Source organism: Scopulibacillus daqui, from assembly GCF_016908855.1.
Lineage (GTDB): Bacteria > Bacillota > Bacilli > Bacillales > Sporolactobacillaceae > Scopulibacillus_A > Scopulibacillus_A daqui.
On the sequence record NZ_JAFBER010000008.1, the window covers coordinates 24234 to 41070 of the forward strand.

At 41.7% G+C, this 16837-nt stretch carries 14 protein-coding genes; 2 read left to right on the forward strand and 12 right to left on the reverse strand.

What is annotated here, in order from left to right:
* The first annotated feature begins 2 nt into the window (after window positions 1-2).
* The gene (locus JOD45_RS07730; protein WP_205003315.1) at window positions 3-1334 is read left to right on the forward strand and encodes an FAD-dependent oxidoreductase; all 1332 of its coding nucleotides are present in this window, start codon (window positions 3-5) and stop codon (window positions 1332-1334) included.
* 44 nt (window positions 1335-1378) lie between these two features.
* On the opposite strand, the gene JOD45_RS07735 is transcribed toward JOD45_RS07730, so the two are convergent.
* The 8 genes from JOD45_RS07735 to JOD45_RS07770 all read right to left on the reverse strand — a co-directional run bounded on the left by JOD45_RS07735 (window position 1379) and on the right by JOD45_RS07770 (window position 9286).
* Window positions 1379-1996: a thymidine kinase gene (locus JOD45_RS07735; RefSeq protein ID WP_205003316.1), complete on the reverse strand. Its 618-nt coding sequence runs from the start codon at window positions 1994-1996 to the stop codon at window positions 1379-1381.
* Between the two features lie 128 nt (window positions 1997-2124).
* Window positions 2125-2328 carry a 50S ribosomal protein L31 gene (gene rpmE, locus JOD45_RS07740; protein ID WP_205003317.1) on the reverse strand — a complete coding sequence of 68 codons (204 nt, stop codon included), beginning with the start codon at window positions 2326-2328 and terminating at the stop codon, window positions 2125-2127.
* A gap of 188 nt (window positions 2329-2516) precedes the next feature.
* The gene (rho, locus tag JOD45_RS07745) at window positions 2517-3782 is read right to left on the reverse strand and encodes a transcription termination factor Rho (protein ID WP_205003318.1); all 1266 of its coding nucleotides are present in this window, start codon (window positions 3780-3782) and stop codon (window positions 2517-2519) included.
* A 455-nt stretch (window positions 3783-4237) separates the two neighbouring features.
* A complete protein-coding gene (gene glpX / locus JOD45_RS07750; RefSeq protein ID WP_205003319.1) occupies window positions 4238-5209 on the reverse strand; it encodes a class II fructose-bisphosphatase in 972 nt (323 codons plus the stop codon).
* Window positions 5210-5478: 269 nt separating this feature from the next.
* Complete coding sequence (locus JOD45_RS07755) at window positions 5479-6771, reverse strand: UDP-N-acetylglucosamine 1-carboxyvinyltransferase (protein ID WP_205003320.1); 1293 nt, start codon at window positions 6769-6771, stop codon at window positions 5479-5481.
* A 164-nt stretch (window positions 6772-6935) separates the two neighbouring features.
* On the reverse strand, window positions 6936-7583 hold the full coding sequence (gene fsa, locus JOD45_RS07760) for a fructose-6-phosphate aldolase (protein ID WP_205003321.1): 648 nt from the start codon (window positions 7581-7583) through the stop codon (window positions 6936-6938).
* A gap of 301 nt (window positions 7584-7884) precedes the next feature.
* Window positions 7885-8748 (reverse strand): class II fructose-1,6-bisphosphate aldolase, encoded by an 864-nt coding sequence (gene fba / locus JOD45_RS07765; RefSeq protein WP_205003322.1) that lies wholly within the window; start codon window positions 8746-8748, stop codon window positions 7885-7887.
* Between the two features lie 163 nt (window positions 8749-8911).
* The gene (locus JOD45_RS07770) at window positions 8912-9286 is read right to left on the reverse strand and encodes a response regulator (RefSeq protein WP_205003323.1); all 375 of its coding nucleotides are present in this window, start codon (window positions 9284-9286) and stop codon (window positions 8912-8914) included.
* Window positions 9287-9678: 392 nt separating this feature from the next.
* Between JOD45_RS07770 and JOD45_RS07775 the strand changes: the two genes are divergently transcribed.
* Window positions 9679-10194, forward strand: coding sequence for a DUF2529 family protein (locus JOD45_RS07775; protein ID WP_205003324.1), 516 nt, complete (start codon window positions 9679-9681; stop codon window positions 10192-10194).
* A gap of 193 nt (window positions 10195-10387) precedes the next feature.
* On the opposite strand, the gene JOD45_RS07780 is transcribed toward JOD45_RS07775, so the two are convergent.
* The 4 genes from JOD45_RS07780 to JOD45_RS07795 all read right to left on the reverse strand — a co-directional run bounded on the left by JOD45_RS07780 (window position 10388) and on the right by JOD45_RS07795 (window position 16796).
* Window positions 10388-11983 carry a CTP synthase gene (locus JOD45_RS07780; protein ID WP_205003325.1) on the reverse strand — a complete coding sequence of 532 codons (1596 nt, stop codon included), beginning with the start codon at window positions 11981-11983 and terminating at the stop codon, window positions 10388-10390.
* Between the two features lie 192 nt (window positions 11984-12175).
* Entirely contained in the window at window positions 12176-12676 is a 501-nt protein-coding gene (rpoE, locus tag JOD45_RS07785) for a DNA-directed RNA polymerase subunit delta (protein WP_205003326.1), read from the reverse strand.
* Window positions 12677-12865: 189 nt separating this feature from the next.
* Window positions 12866-16132, reverse strand: coding sequence for a fused isobutyryl-CoA mutase/GTPase IcmF (gene icmF, locus JOD45_RS07790; RefSeq protein WP_205003327.1), 3267 nt, complete (start codon window positions 16130-16132; stop codon window positions 12866-12868).
* Window positions 16110-16796, reverse strand: a complete 687-nt coding sequence (locus JOD45_RS07795; protein ID WP_205003328.1) for a TetR/AcrR family transcriptional regulator — start codon at window positions 16794-16796, stop codon at window positions 16110-16112. The genes icmF and JOD45_RS07795 overlap by 23 nt, the downstream gene beginning before the upstream one ends.
* Window positions 16797-16837 lie beyond the last annotated feature (41 nt).

A 16837-nucleotide genomic window follows, 5' to 3' on the forward strand; every position in this document is an offset into this window, starting at 1 on the left:
ACATGCAATATGTCATCATCGGCGGAGATGCGGCAGGCATGAGCGCTGCTATGCAAATTATTCGACATGATCAACACGCAAAGGTAATCACCCTGGAAAAGGGCAATATCTACTCTTACAGCCAGTGCGGCCTCCCCTATTTGATCGGTCAAGATATCACGTCTTCTTCAAAACTGATTGCCCGTTCTATAGATACTTTTCGAAATAAATACGGGATTGATGCAAGATGCGGTTATGAAGTAACAGAAATAGATGCTGAAGCAAAACAGGTCAAAGGAAAAACAGTTGAACATCATAAACCCTTCAGTATTTCTTACGATAAGTTATTAATCGCAACCGGAGCCGACCCCGTGTTCCCAGATTGGAGCGGCAAACACTTTAAAGGGATTTATACTTTGAAAACAATATCTGACGCAGAAAAAATGATAAAAGGATTATCAAGGGATGTTCAGCACGCTGTGATTATTGGCGGGGGATATATCGGGCTCGAAGTTGCAGAAGCGTTTTATAAACGGAAACTTAAAGTTACAATGATCGACAGAGGTTCCCGGTTAATCAAAGTCTTCGATTCGGATATGTCTGAGCTGATTCATGAAGAGGCAGCAAATAAGGGGATAAAAATTATTTTAAACGAAGAAGTCCAAGAATTTAAAGGCGATGAGTTTGTCCAAGCTGTTGAAACAGATAAAGGATCATATAAAGCGGACATTGCCGTCGCCGCCGCCGGCATTGCGCCAAACACATCTTTCCTTGAACATACACCTGTTGAACTGGGCATTAAGAATGCTATTAAAGTCAATGAATATATGGAAACAAGCGCAGAAAATATCTATGCTGCCGGTGATTGCGCGCTTCAATACCACCGGCTAAAAAAGGCCTACGATTACATACCGCTCGGCACAAACGCTAATAAAATGGGGCGCATCGCCGGAATGAATATGATTGGCGAAAGACGGCCGTTTGCAGGCATTACAGGAACATCTATCATTAAATTTATTGATCTGGAACTTGGCAGAAGCGGCTTAACAGAAGAAGATGCCGCCAAGCTCGGATACGATTTTGAGGCCGTTAAAATTAAATCGACAGATATCGCCGGATACTTCCCGGGAAAGACACCATTATGGGTTAAACTTATTGCGGAAAAAGGCACTAAAAAATTGCTCGGAGGCCAAGTTATCGGAAGAAACGGCGCGGCCAAACGGACAGATGTCATTGCAGCAGCATTATACAGCGGTCTGACAATCACTGATTTAGAGAATTTAGATCTTTCTTATGCTCCGCCGTTTAACAGCGTCTGGGATCCTATACAGCAAGCGGCGAGGCGATTTAAGTAAGGATTTCTATCAAAAGGAAAAACTCGCCAATCGGCGAGTTTCTCTTATACCATTTCTTCTGCCAGCTTATTTCTTTTGGATTGGGGCTTTCCCGGCACTTCATGACAATGCCTGCACCTTGCTTCATATGATTCAGAGGCACCGACTAGAATAACTGGATCATGATAAGATGCCGGCTGATGATTAATCAAACGTTGTGTACGGCTTGCAGGCGATCCGCAAACCATACAAATAGCATTTAATTTAGTCACTGTTTCGCTGGCTGCCATTAATTCCGGGACAGCGCCAAACGGCTCTCCTTTAAAATCGAGATCCAAACCTGCGACAATAACCCGAACACCGCTGTCAGCCAACTTTCCGCAAACATCAACAATACCCTCATCAAAAAATTGGACTTCATCAATAGCAACGACCTGAGTATCTTTTTCTACCCTGGAGAAAATCTCTTCAGACGTGCTTGCCGGAAGGGCTTTTACAGAATTGCCAGTATGCGAGACAACTGCCTCCTCAGCATAGCGATTGTCTATAGCAGGCTTAAATACCTGGATTTTCAGCTTACCAAAACTGGCACGGCGCACGCGGCGAATCAGTTCTTCCGACTTTCCGGAAAACATGCTTCCGCAAATACATTCAATCCAGCCCGTTTGATTTGTCAATTGCATGACAAGCATCCTTTCTTACATAACACTCCGTAAGTATAAGTTAAAAAAAATGACATGTAGCTGTTAACAAAGATTAAGTATATGAAAAAACAGGCAAGAAAAGAGCTTGCCTGTATGAATGACAAAAATTATTTAAGGTTATATTTCTTCTTAAAGCGATCAACACGTCCGCCTTTATCAGCAAATTTCTGACGGCCAGTGTAGAAAGGATGGCATTCAGAACAAATTTCTACGCGTAGCGGACCTTCTTTCACGGAACCACTTTCAAATTCATTACCGCAAGAACATTTTACAGTAACTTTATGATATTCAGGATGGATTCCTTGCTTCATTCTACTCATCTCCTTTTCGCCCTGATTTTATCTCAAACCAGAGTTTAATCACAACTAGCATCTAGTATAACAAGATCATTGCCTGTTTTCAAGGGGATACCAAAAAGTGTCTAAAAACCCTTGTTTTCGTCTCAATGATATCCCTGACAAAGATTTAAAATTATAACCCGCTCAAAAAAATGTAATGATTATTTTAGAGCGCCGCTTTTTTCCTTATCAAATAAGGCAAAAAACTCTTCATTAGACTTCGTTTGCTTGATTCGTTTATAAAAATGTTCAACAAAATCAGCCGAATCATCCATTGTTTTTCTCATCACCCAGAGCTTATCAAGGTGATTTTTGTCAATAAGCATTTCTTCTTTTCTTGTCCCGGATCTGCGGATATCGATCGCAGGGAAGATGCGGCGCTCAGCTAAGCGTCGGTCAAGGTGCAGCTCCATATTGCCTGTCCCTTTAAATTCTTCATAAATAACATCATCCATACGGGACCCTGTATCTACCAATGCGGTGGCCAGTATTGTTAAACTGCCCCCTTCTTCAATATTTCGAGCTGCTCCAAAGAAACGCTTCGGACGATGAAAAGCGGCCGGATCAATCCCGCCGGACAGCGTTCTTCCGCTCGGCGGAATAACTAAATTATAAGCACGCGCCAATCGAGTAATACTATCCATTAGAATAACAACATCTTTTTTATGCTCAACTAAACGCATGGCTCGCTCTAAAACTAATTCTGATACTTTTATGTGATTTTCGGGAACTTCATCGAATGTTGAGCTGACGACATCACCTTTGACTGAACGTTCAATGTCAGTAACTTCTTCCGGACGTTCATCAACAAGCAAGACGATGAGCTCCGCATCAGGATGGTTGGTTGAAATGCTGTTGGCTATTTGTTTCAAAAGCATTGTCTTGCCTGCCTTAGGTGGTGCCACAATCAAACCGCGCTGACCATATCCTACAGGTGAGATCATATCTATAATCCGAGTCGAAATGCTTTTTTCATCTGTTTCTAAAACCATCTTCTTTTCCGGATATAGAGGCGTTAGTGCCGGGAAATGAACCCGTTCTTTTGATGTATCAGGATCTTCTCCATTAACCGCTTCCACATGAAGCAATCCGTAATAACGTTCATTCTCCTTCGGGGGACGAACCTTTCCGGAAACTTTATCACCGTTTCTTAAATCGAACCTTCTGATTTGCGAAGCAGAAATGTAAATATCTTCTGAACTCGGCGAATAATTAATCGGTCTTAAAAAACCAAATCCTTCAGACGGGATAATCTCTAAAATACCTTCCATAAATGAAAAACCGTCTTGTTCAGCGCGCGCTTTCAAAATCGCAAATATAAGTTCCCGTTTTGTAAGCTTACTGTAATAAGAAATTTTATAATTGCGTGCAAGCTCATATAAATCTTTAAGTTTCATATTTTCTAATTCTGCTAATGTTACTCCCATTATGACACCACACTTCACTGATTTTAAAGAAAACTTGGCTGGTGCCAAGCCTTAAATGCACAGGCAGCTGCCAAGAACTTTAGAGTATCATGGCTCACTCTGTTCCGCGCAGTCTCCCTTTTGCTACGACTTTATACTATCTTCCTTGTCTTAGCGGCTGCACTGAGCCTGCTTCTTATGTTGCCAAGATATATTTTCTGATAGTATAAAAACTAAAAATGAATGAACGGCACATGAAGGACTCTTTCAAAAGGAAAGGAAGAGATTAAGGAGCTGTATAAAGAAAGTCCATTGAATTACTCATTATTCTTACCACATCTTTAAGTTTTAATCAAATCGGGTAATATTCCAAATAGATTATTTATATGCGGGACTTATTATACTCTTGTTCAATTATAATTTCAATAAGGCACCAGCTAATGCTAGTGCCTTTTATTCAGGAAAAATAACCCAAATTAATCTTCTTTTATAACTAAATGAGGCTTTTTGATCAAACTGTGCGAACCTTTTATAAATCGTACTGTTCCCGATTTCGCGCGCATAACAAGCGAATGCGTTGTTCCCCTTGCCCCATGAATCCGGGCGCCTTTTAACAACTCGCCGTCTGTGACGCCTGTGGCCGCAAATATCGCATCATCTCCGCGCACAAGGTCATCCATGCGAAGCACTTGATTCGGATCCTCAATGCCCATCTTCTTGCAGCGTTCTCTTTCCTCATCGTTTTGAGGCAATAGACGGCCCTGTATTTCCCCGCCTAAACATTTTAAAGCAACGGCTGCGATCACGCCTTCCGGAGCACCGCCAGCACCGAACAAAATATCAACGCCTGTATCATCAAAGCCGGTATTAATGGCAGCTGCCACATCACCTTCCGGAATTAATTTAATTCTGGCGCCGGCTTCACGTATTTCATGAATAATGCGGGCATGGCGTTCACGGTCAAGAACAGTAGCCACGACATCTTCAATGTCCTTATTCTTAGCCTTTGCAACGGCTTTCAAATTATCGATGATAGGAGCATTGATGTCAACTTGCCCGACAGCCTCACGCCCAACAGCCAATTTATCCATATACATATCCGGTGCATGCAAAAGATTGCCCTGTTCAGCAACAGCAAGAACTGCAAGCGCATTCCAAGTACCGGCCGCGACTATATTAGTGCCTTCTAATGGATCAACGGCAACGTCTACTTTCGGCCCGACGCCGGTTCCCAGCTTTTCGCCGATATACAGCATCGGTGCATTGTCCATTTCTCCTTCGCCAATAACAACAGTCCCTTGCATGGGAACGGTGTCAAATACATTGCGCATGGCGGTAGTTGCCGCATTGTCAGCTTCTTCTTTCTTTCCTCTCCCCATCCAACTCGCGGAGGCTAACGCAGCAGCTTCAGTTACTCTTACAAGTTCCATCGAAAGACTTCTTTCCACAAAAGTCACCCCTTGTTATAACCACAACCTATAAAATGGTGTCCGGTTTATCCTCTTTTTTGTACAAATGCTGTATCTCTTATGCTATTTCAAATGAAAATCAGACTCGCTGACGAGTTTGCATCGGTTAAGCCAGAAAATATAAGCCGGCGCTAAAGCAGCATTTAAACACGGAAAAGTTTCTTTGCAGCTTTAGCTGAAACGCTGACGCCTCTTCAAATATGTTGCAGAGGATGCATTCCCCCAGGTTTGCGCCAGCCAAGGTTTCTTTAACTGCTGGCTTTTATTTCTTCAATTTCATGAAGATCCAGGTCTTCGCGCCATATGTTAGCACCTATTCCCTGCAATTTTTCTACCAGTTGGCTGTACCCGCGATCTATGTGATCAACGCCAAGCACTTCTGTAATTCCATTGGCCATTAAGCCAGCTACAACAAGCGAAGCGCCGGCTCTTAAATCGGTTGCTTTCACCTTGGCTCCTTGTAATCCTGTCGGTCCAGTAATAATTGAGGATCTGCCTTCCACCTTCATTTCAGCGCTCATCCGCCTTAATTCGTCGATATGCTTAAATCTCGAACCATAAATAGTGTCTGTTACAATGCTTGTTCCCTTAGCCTGTGTAAGCAAACTGGTCAGAGGCTGTTGCAAATCCGTTGGAAAGCCAGGATATACGAGGGTTTTAATGTCAACGCTCTTTAATTCATTTACTTGACGCGAAACCGCAATCTGGTCATCATAAATATCGACTGTTATGCCCATCTCTCTGAGCTTGGCAGTTAATGATTCTAAATGCCGCGGAATCACATTATCAATAAGAACACGGTCGCCCATTGCCGCAGCCACAATCATATATGTACCAGCTTCGATACGATCAGGAATAATTGAATGGCGACAACCATGCAGCTCATCAACACCGTCAATACGGATCACATCTGTTCCTGCACCTTTAATTTTTGCACCCATACTTGACAGGAGTGTAGCTACATCAATAATTTCTGGTTCTTTTGCCGCATTTTCAATAATTGTCCGCCCTTTAGCCCTGACCGCAGCCAGCATGATATTAATTGTTGCACCAACACTGACAACGTCTAAATAAATCCGCGCACCTCTTAATTCCTTTGCACGCAAGTAAATAGCTCCCTGTTCATTGGTTACAGAAGCTCCCAGCGCCTCAAATCCCTTTATATGCTGATCAATGGGGCGCGGGCCAAGGTTGCATCCTCCCGGCAAACCAATGACAGCCTTTTTGAAACGCCCGAGCATAGCTCCCATTAAATAATATGAAGCGCGCAGTTTCTTAACAGGACCATTGGGCAATGGCATATCAATCATTTGAGAAGGATCAATAGTTAATGTATGTCCTTCATACACTACTTTACCGCCTATTTCTTTTAAAAGCTCACAAAGAGTACGGACATCGGAAATGTTTGGAAGTTGTTCGATTGTCACCGTTGAATTCGCAAGTATGGCAGCAGGTATTAACGCAACAGCACTATTTTTGGCACCGCTTACTTGGATGGTTCCCTTGAGACGATGACCGCCTTCAATCATTAATTTCTCCATGATAAACTCCTTTTCCGTGTCAGTCTATTTGACCAGATTTTCATTACACTAATTATTATGGACCGATTTTTATTCTAACATGTAAATTCAAATAATTTAAGATGTTAGATAAATAAAAAAAATGCAGGGCACCTCTAAAAAGAGGTGCACTACTACTACTATCTTTATCGATTTTGATATTTTTCCCAGTCAGCTAAGAAGTCGCTTAGCCCTTTATCGGTTAATGGGTGTTTCATCATTTGCATAAATACTTTATGCGGAATGGTTGCAATGTGTGCGCCTGCTTCTGCAGCTTCTGTGACGTGCATAGTATGGCGGATAGAAGCAGCAATGATTTCTGTATCAAGTCCATGGATATCAAACAGTTCAGCAATTTGTGCAATAAGCTCTATGCCATTTTGTCCAATATCATCTAAGCGGCCGACAAACGGCGATACATAAGTTGCGCCGGCGCGGGCTGCAAGCAATGCTTGGTTAGCTGAAAAGATCAGCGTAACATTTGTTTTAATACCTTCTTTGGCAAAAGCATGGACAGCTTTAAGGCCTTCTTGAGTCATCGGTACTTTAACAGTAATATTTGGTGCGATGGCTGCAAGCTTTTTGCCTTCTTCAATCATGTCTTCAGCTTTAGTTGATACAACTTCGGCACTGACAGAGCCTTTTACAATTGAAGTGATTTCACGAAGACGATCATGAAAATCAACACCCTCTTTGGCAACAAGAGAAGGGTTAGTCGTCACACCAGAAAGAACACCTAAATCGTTAATTTCACGGATTTGGTCAATATTTGCCGTATCTATAAAGAATTTCACTATCATTGCCCCCTGGTAAATTTAGTTCATATCAATCCATAAGAGAATCATATTCTTTTTTATGGTTCTCAAATTCATTGGATTTCATGTAGCAGAAAGATTAAAAATCGATAACATATAGCGGACGCTTGGGCATTCGCTATAATGTATCGATTTTTTATTTAAGTTCCGGAAAGGCCGCGGTCAAAAAGTCTGGGTAACAGATGCTGACAAAACGAGTTTATTTCAGTTTGTTTCCATAAGCAGATTTCTTCCGCTGGAACATCTTGCTGCGCTTCACACTTTTTGAAACCTTGTGATTTTATGCTTTGCCGGATGAGCCGAATTCACGCATCTTGCCGATAACTGTTTCTTTAATAGCATCGCGGGCCGGCCCTAGATATTTTCTTGGGTCATATAAATCTGGTTTTTCATTAAGCACTTGTCTTACTGCTTTTGTAGATGCAATTTGGTTTTCAGTATTTACATTAATTTTTGCGTGGCCAAGTGAAATAGCCTTTTTAATATCTTTTGTAGGAATACCTGTACCGCCGTGTAGAACAAGCGGAATACCTACGAGGTTGTTGATTTCTTCCATGCGCTCGAAACCTAGGTTAGGTTCGCCTTTATACGGTCCGTGAACAGAACCCAGCGCAGGAGCAAAACAATCAACGCCAGTTTCTTTAACAAGCTTTTCGCATTCTGATGGAATAGCATATGCTGCTTCTGCATCTTCAACAACAAGATCATCTTCTTGTCCGCCGATGCGGCCGAGTTCAGCTTCAACAGATACGCCTACTGCATGAGCAGCGTCGACAACTTTCTTAGTATAGGCAATATTTTCCTCAAGCGGATAATGTGAACCGTCGAACATCACAGATGTAAATCCTGCATTAATGGCTTGCATACATTTTTCGAAAGATGAACCGTGATCGAGGTGAATGGCTACAGGAACAGAAATATTAAATTCCTCCATTAGCGCTTTAACCATTGCAACAGTCACTTTAAAACCGCCCATGTATCTTGCAGCGCCCTCGGAAACACCTAAAATAACTGGTGACTTCTCTTCCTCAGCAGCTTGAAGAATCGCTTGAGTAAACTCCAAGTTATTGATATTAAATTGACCTACTGCATACTTTTCGGCTTTCGCCTTTTCAAGCATTTCTTTCATTGAAACTAAAGGCATATGTAACCCTCCTTTATATTTACAAACTTCTTTCAACTGTCAGCTGCAACCTGCTGTCAGTTAAAAGAAGAGGCACAGGAACAATAATTATTGTTTCGCTCCTTCGACTCAACATGTATAGCATACCATAAAATCGGGTTAAAAATAATCTCATATGCTCCTTTTATAATGGTAATTCTTTTTGAACCGCTTTCAATACATCATCGATATCAAACGGTTTTGCAAAGTGTGTAATAGCACCGTTATCAATGGCTTCTTGGATCATATCAAGTTCTCCGTAAGCTGTCATAATAATAACTTTGATGCCGCTGTTTTTGGCTTTAATTCTTTTAAGTATTTCCAGCCCATCCATTCCTGGTATTTTCATATCGAGAATAACAAGCTTTGGTTCTTCTTTTTCTACAATGTCTAAAGCTTGAACGCCATTGCCGGCCGTATATGTTTTATAGCCTTCTTTTTGAAAAATTTCATTCAGCAAAATCCGAATGCCAAATTGATCATCAACGATTAAAATTTTACTATTTTCTGCACCAACCATTTGTATTTCTCCCCACCTTGGTTTTTAAAATGATCATCTATTATATGTATAAAAATGACAAACTAAGCCAAAAGCCACTACACGGTTAATTCGCTTCTCATTTAAAATCTCCTGCTCCTGCGCGAAGAAATTCAGAGAAGCTTTACAAAGCTCGTCGCAAAAAAAGGCGGGTGCTCCTGCGCCGCTGCTTATTCTGAGAAGCGTGGCCGGTTCTCGTCGCAGATCGCAGTATTTTCGTGAAGCCCTGCTCGGTGCTCCTGCGCGGAGAATGTTTAAAGTCTATCATTATGATGATGAACCATTTTTAAGACGATCGAACAAAAATGAACCATCCGCCGTTCTTACAAAATCAGGGCTGATAACCTATAATAAAGTCGAAAGGGGTTTTAACGATGTTGAAAATTTTCACTACACAATTATTGGGCGTCTTTAATGATATACAAAAGAATAATGAAAACGACATTGAAGACAGTGCACGGCTGCTTGCCCAGGCTGTCATTTCAGATGGAAAAATTATTGTCCATGGTTTAGGCTCTTATCAATCAGTGGCTGTCGAAGCGGTTGAAGGCGAAAACAAGCTGCCTAAAGCCGAATACCTTAAAAATCAAGATATAGAACCCATGGATGCTGTTTTAATTGCTGCAAATGAAAACAATCAAGAAGAAGCTTTGTCGCTTGCCAGAGAATTAAAAAATAAGGGCTGCCCGGTCATAGGCATTTTTGAAAATGCGGGGGAAAACGGTTATGAATATGTAGATATTGTCATTCAAACCGGCAAAAATAGGCCTATTGTACCATTGAATGACGACAAAAAAATAGGGAAACCGTCCTCAATGGCCTCCCTATACGCCTATTTAGCTGTTTATCTTACAACGATAGACATGCTTGATGAACAAGAGCTTTACTAAACATGTAAAAAATTTAGGTTTTTTAAAGGGATTTAGGGAATCGAGGGGGAATTATACTATTGAGGAATGGGTCTTTCCTCACAGGCTTCCCTATTCTCCCAAATAGGACATAATCCTCAACAATATTCCCCTGCATCATGCTTTTTCCCATTCATAATATGGTTTAAACCTCAAATTCCCCTAAGAAACCCTTTTAATGATTCATTGCTGCTCCAACAAACCCTCTGAACAGCGGTTCTGGACGAGTTGGACGCGACTTAAACTCTGGGTGGAATTGGGAAGCCACAAACCAAGGATGATCTTTAATTTCAATAGTTTCTACTAAACGATCATCAGGGCTCAAGCCGGAAAAGACGAAACCTTTTTCCTCCATCGCTTCCCTGTATTCATTATTAAATTCATAACGGTGGCGGTGCCGCTCATAAATGACAGGCTCCTGGTAAGCTTCATAAGCTTTGGTGCCTTCCTTGACTTTGCATGGATAAAGGCCTAGACGCAGCGTTCCGCCCATATCTTCAACTTCCGTTTGTTCCGGAAGCAGATCGATAATCGGATATGGCGTAGAAGGGTTGATTTCTGATGAATGAGCGCCTTCCAACCCTAGAACATGACGCGCAAATTCAACAGATGCCAGCTGCATGCCCAGACATATGCCTAGAAACGGCACACGGTTCTCACGCGCATATTTAATAGCCGTAATCTTTCCTTCAATACCGCGGTCTCCAAATCCGCCCGGCACTAATATACCATTGACATCCGACAGCTGCTCTTCAGCATTTTTATCATTAAGATGCTCTGAATTAATCCATTTAATATCAATATCGGCATCATATTCATAGCCGGCATGCCGCAATGCTTCAACAACTGACAAATAGGCATCTTGAAGTTCAACATATTTTCCGACCAAGCCAATTTTCACTGACTTTTTAAGGTTCAGCACTTTGTCTACCAGCTTATTCCATTCACTCATATCCGCTTGCGCACATTTAAGTTTTAAATGCTTGCATACAATGTCGTCAAGATTTTGCTCTTGAAGATCAAGCGGAACTTGATATAATGTGTCAGCATCTCTCGCTTCGATTACCGCTTTTTCATCAATATCACAGAACAAAGCGATCTTGCTTTTCATTTCTTGAGAAACAGGCACTTCTGTTCTTACCACAATGACGTTTGGCTGTATGCCAAGGCTGCGCAATTCCTTAACGCTGTGCTGCGTCGGCTTGGTTTTCATTTCGCCTGCAGCTTTTAGGTAAGGGATTAATGTACAGTGGATATACATAACATTTTCAATGCCAACATCGCTCTTAATCTGACGAATAGCCTCTAGAAAAGGCAAACTTTCAATGTCGCCAACTGTTCCGCCAATTTCAGTGATAACCACATCGGCATGAGTTTCTCTTGCAGCTCTGAAAACTCGTTCTTTGATTTCGTTTGTTATATGCGGAATAACTTGGACAGTTCCGCCTAGATAATCACCGCGGCGTTCTTTCTTCAAAACAGTTGAATATATCTTTCCTGTTGTGACATTGCTGTTCTTATTTAGATTAATATCAATAAAGCGTTCATAATGGCCCAAATCTAAGTCTGTTTCAGCGCCATCGTCAGTTACAAACACTTCACCATGCTGGTAAGGACTCATAGTGCCCGGGTCAACATTAATATACGGATCGAATTTTTGAATTGTTACTTTAACGCCTCTATTTTTTAACAAACGGCCCAATGAAGCCGCAGTAATACCTTTACCAAGTGATGACACAACACCGCCGGTAACAAAAATATACTTTGCCAAGACCATTCATCCCCTTTTTGCTTTATTATGCTCAAAAAATGACCATATAAAAAAAACAAAAGCAGACACCCGCTCCCTATAGTTGAGAGGGCCTGCTTTCGTTTATAAAGATTGTTTTCTTTCGTCCTATAATTTAATAGCCCAAAAGTGATTTTACCAAAGTATGCGGGATGAGGCAACTACCTTTTTATACTATTTGCCTTCTTCCTCATTGTCCTCTGCATAGTCTTCATCTTCGTCTTCAACTAAATCATGATCTACATCTTTATCGTCATCATCATCGTCGTAATCTGCGTATTCATCAAAATCTTCTTCATCAAAATCTTCTTCATCAAAATCTTCGTCTATTTCATCAAGGTCTTCATCGAGTACATCATAATCATCGAAGTCATCGTCTTCTTGTTTTTTCTTTTTCTTTTTAGAAGTCAGGTGCAGCGCTACATCTTCACGCTGTTCAATCGGATACCAGCTTGTTAAACCCCAGGAATTTTCTCCGATGTTAAGAAAACGCCCGTCAAGGTTCATATCTGTAAAAAGCCTTGCAAGCGCTTCTACCCTTTCTTCATCTGAAAGTTCGTTTCCAACGATTTGGTCAGCTAATTCATAGAAGTTTCTTGGCTGTTTAGCTTCTTCTAAGATATCGTAAACTCTTTCTATCATTGGCTTATCATGAGACAGTTGTTGCTCCGTCATAAGAATTAACACCCTTTCCGTCCGTTAGCTAAGAAGATGTTCAAAAAGCCCTTTTGAACATGCCCTTGTACATATCAACCATTATAAACAAAAAACGAGCGAGTATGCTACATTTTAGAAAAAATAAAGAAAAATAGCGGACCTCGTTTATTAGGAACGAAGCCGCCTCATTTTAATTCCATCTATCTCTTACATATTCCGGCGATATTTTCCTCCAACTTCATATAAAGCTTGCGTGATTTGTCCAAGACTTGCAACTTTGACAGTTTCCATTAGTTCGGCAAAAATATTGCCTCCTTCAAGTGCCGTTGTTTTTAATTTTTCAATGCCTTGTTCCGCTTCGGATTCATGAGCCTTTTGGAAGGCATTAAGATTTTTAATTTGCTGTTCTTTCTCTTCCTTTGTTGCCCTGGCCAGTGTAAGTTCCAATTCTTTCTCTTCTTCTTTGTTAGGATTTAGATACGTATTCACACCGATAATTGGAAGTTCGCCGGAATGTTTTTTCATTTCATATAGCATTGATTCGTCCTGAATTTTCCCTCGCTGATATTGAACTTCCATTGCGCCTAGAACGCCGCCGCGTGCATTGATTCGTTCAAATTCGCTGAGAACAGCTTCTTCGACAAGATCAGTCAGCTCTTCTATTATAAATGACCCTTGCAAGGAATTTTCATTTTTGGCTAAACCAAGTTCTTTAGTAATAATCATTTGGATGGCCATTGCCCTTCGGACTGATTCTTCTGATGGCGTTGTTATCGCTTCATCATAAGAATTGGTATGAAGCGAGTTGCAATTATCGTAAATGGCCATAAGCGCTTGAAGTGTCGTTCTAATATCATTAAAGTCAATTTCTTGAGCATGAAGCGACCGTCCTGATGTTTGGATGTGATATTTTAACTTTTGACTCCGTTCATTTGCTCCGTATTTTCGGCGCATTACCGTTGACCAAACGCGCCTTGCAACGCGGCCGATCACTGAATACTCTGGATCAAGGCCGTTCGAGAAGAAAAAGGATAAATTATGGGCAAAGTCATCAATATGCATGCCGCGGCTAAGATAATATTCTACATAAGTAAATCCGTTAGCTAATGTGAAAGCCAGCTGTGAAATAGGATTAGCACCCGCCTCAGCAATATGATAGCCGGAAATTGATACAGAATAATAATTTCTTACACGGTTATCGATAAAATATTGCTGAATATCGCCCATCATGCGCAAAGCAAATTCAGTAGAGAAAATACAAGTGTTTTGCCCTTGGTCTTCTTTAAGAATATCCGCTTGCACCGTACCGCGAACTGTTGATAACGTGCGTGCCTTAATCTCTTCGGCTTCTGTCTGGTTAGGTTTGCGGCCGTTTTCTTCTTCAAATCGTTTCAGCTGCTGGTCGATCGCAGTGTTCATAAACATAGCAAGGATGATCGGGGCAGGGCCGTTAATAGTCATCGATACCGATGTTGACGGTGCGCACAAATCAAAACCGTCATAAAGCTTTTTCATATCATCAAGGGTACAAACACTGACACCGCTCTCGCCGATTTTGCCGTAGATGTCCGGCCGGCGGTCAGGGTCCTCACCATATAACGTCACAGAATCAAAGGCAGTACTCAGCCGTTTGGCATCATCATCTTTTGATAAATAATGAAATCTTTTATTCGTTCTTTCCGGTGTGCCTTCACCCGCAAATTGCCTTTTTGGATCCTCGCCCTTTCGCTTGAATGGAAAGACCCCGGCAGTGAATGGAAATGATCCTGGGACATTTTCCTTGTAAACCCATTTTAGAATTTCGCCCCAGTCCTCATATTTTGGTAAAACGACTTTAGGAATATCTAACCCTGACAAGCTTTTTGTTGTTATTTCAGTAACGACTTCCTTGCCGCGAATGATAGATGTGAAAGTCTTACCGGCGTATTTTTTTCTTAGATCATCCCATCCGGCTAATATTTTCCTTGATTCAGGATGAAGTTTTTCAAGCCATTTCTGTTTTAGGCTTTCCATCTGTTCGATGGCATTGATATCTGCCTGCTCTTCTCCCAAAACTTTGATAGTTCCGTCAATTTGAAAGGCACGCCGAGCAATGTTTACCTGTTCTTTTACAAATTGATGATAGTCTCTGACCGTTCTGACAATGTCGTACAAATATTGCGACCGTTCTGGAGGAATAATCACACTTTGCTGCTTAACCGTTAAATCCGTTGTCTTTGGGACGGGCAGTTCGAGCTGGCATTTGTCATTGATCGTTTCCATAAGAGCCCGGAACAGCCGATTGGTCCCGTAGTCATTAAATTGGCTGGCGATTGTACCGTACACTGGCATATCCTCTAACGGAGAATTAAACAGCATATGGCTTCTTTGGTATTGCTTTCTTACGTCACGCAAGGCATCTTCGGAGCCTTTGCGGTCAAATTTGTTGATGACGATTAAGTCAGCATAATCGATCATATCAATTTTCTCTAATTGTGAAGGGGCGCCGTATTCACTGGTCATCACGTACATTGATACGTTTGAAATCTCGGTAATTTCCGCATCGCCTTGGCCAATCCCGCTCGTTTCAACAATAATCAAATCAAACGGGGCTGCTTTTACGATTTCAAGGGCATCCTGCGTCGCTGCGGACAGCTCAGATTTCGAATGTCTTGTTGCAAGCGAGCGCATATAAATATTCGGATGATGGATAGCGTTCATTCTGATTCTATCCCCTAACAGTGCGCCGCCGGTTTTTTGTTTGGTCGGGTCGACGGAAAGAATAGCAATCTTCTTATCAGGGTACTGGTTAATAAACCTTCTCACTAACTCATCAGTCAAGGAGCTTTTACCTGCGCCCCCGGTTCCCGTAATGCCAAGCACGGGCGGCGCTTGCCGGGTGTCTTTAAATGGTGAAGATAATTTAATCTCATCAAGCGCTGCAGATATTTCTTGAGAAGTCTTAACACCGTTCTCGGCAACGGTAATTAATCTAGCAATCGACATAAAATCGCCTTTTTGGGCCAGTTCAATCTCATTATTCAAAGACGTGACCGTTGGAAAATCACACTCTTCGAGCATGATATTAATCATGCCTTGCAGACCGTATTTTGCGCCGTCATCCGGCGAGAAAATCCTTGAAATCCCGTAATCATGCAGCTCTTTTATTTCCTTGGGAATAATGACACCGCCTCCGCCGCCGTATATGCGAATATGGGAAGCGCCTTTTTCCTGCAGCAAATCATACATATACTTGAAATATTCAATATGACCGCCCTGATAGCTGGAAATAGCAATGCCTTGGACATCTTCTTGAATGGCCGCTTGAACCACTTCCTCAACAGACCGGTTGTGGCCAAGATGAATGACTTCGGCACCGCTTGATTGCAAAATCCTTCTCATGATATTAATTGCAGCATCGTGTCCGTCAAACAAACTTGATGCCGTCACAAAGCGAACGTGATTTTTCGGTTTATAGACCTGTACTTCCGACATGGTTATTCTTCTCCCCTTCTATAGAGAATGGATGCTTTTCAATATGGCTTAATCCGAATAACAACACTTTGATTTGCATATCTTGGAATTCCGTGATTGAATAGTCCTTTTTGAATGCCCAGCGGCGGAATGCCCACATTTGACATTGAACGAGAATATGATGAGCATACAATTTAATTTCTTTATCCGTTAGCTTCAGCTGCCCGGAACTGATGCAAAATTTAAGAATATCTTCGAATATAGCCGCCATCTCTAATTCTTTATTTAAGACATAAGGCAATGCGTCGCGTGTTAATGATTTTACTTCTTGATACATAATAAGAATTTCATCTTGCATATCATTGACGACCGCAACAAAAGTCGCTATAGCGTCACGCAGACATTGGAGCCCGTCGCCGGTTAAATCAACGTTTTCTTTCAGCCGGGTGCTGACTTGCTCATAAATGTAATCACAGACAAGGTAAAGGACATCTTCCTTAGAGCGAATATACTCATACAGCGTTCCAATGCTGAACCCGCAAGCCTTAGCAATTTCCCTTGTCGTCATTTTATGAAATCCTTTTTCAGTAATGAGCTTGACGGCTGCCTTAATAAGCTGTTTACGCCGTTTTTGGATAAGCTCCTCGCTTTTCACAGATGTTGCTACACTTTTCTTTTCTTCCATCACGTCCCCCTTAAAATGGGTCTGCCCCCGTGAAATTGTGG

Coding starts and splice junctions, on each gene's coding strand:
- JOD45_RS07775 (WP_205003324.1), top strand. CDS start 9,679: ATGTTGAAAATTTTCACTACACAATTATTGGGCGTCTTTAATGATATA.
- rpmE (WP_205003317.1), bottom strand. CDS start 2,328: ATGAAGCAAGGAATCCATCCTGAATATCATAAAGTTACTGTAAAATGT.
- rpoE (WP_205003326.1), bottom strand. CDS start 12,676: ATGACGGAGCAACAACTGTCTCATGATAAGCCAATGATAGAAAGAGTT.
- JOD45_RS07755 (WP_205003320.1), bottom strand. CDS start 6,771: ATGGAGAAATTAATGATTGAAGGCGGTCATCGTCTCAAGGGAACCATC.
- JOD45_RS07795 (WP_205003328.1), bottom strand. CDS start 16,796: ATGGAAGAAAAGAAAAGTGTAGCAACATCTGTGAAAAGCGAGGAGCTT.
- icmF (WP_205003327.1), bottom strand. CDS start 16,132: ATGTCGGAAGTACAGGTCTATAAACCGAAAAATCACGTTCGCTTTGTG.
- JOD45_RS07735 (WP_205003316.1), bottom strand. CDS start 1,996: ATGCAATTGACAAATCAAACGGGCTGGATTGAATGTATTTGCGGAAGC.
- JOD45_RS07730 (WP_205003315.1), top strand. CDS start 3: ATGCAATATGTCATCATCGGCGGAGATGCGGCAGGCATGAGCGCTGCT.
- rho (WP_205003318.1), bottom strand. CDS start 3,782: ATGGGAGTAACATTAGCAGAATTAGAAAATATGAAACTTAAAGATTTA.
- JOD45_RS07770 (WP_205003323.1), bottom strand. CDS start 9,286: ATGGTTGGTGCAGAAAATAGTAAAATTTTAATCGTTGATGATCAATTT.
- fba (WP_205003322.1), bottom strand. CDS start 8,748: ATGCCTTTAGTTTCAATGAAAGAAATGCTTGAAAAGGCGAAAGCCGAA.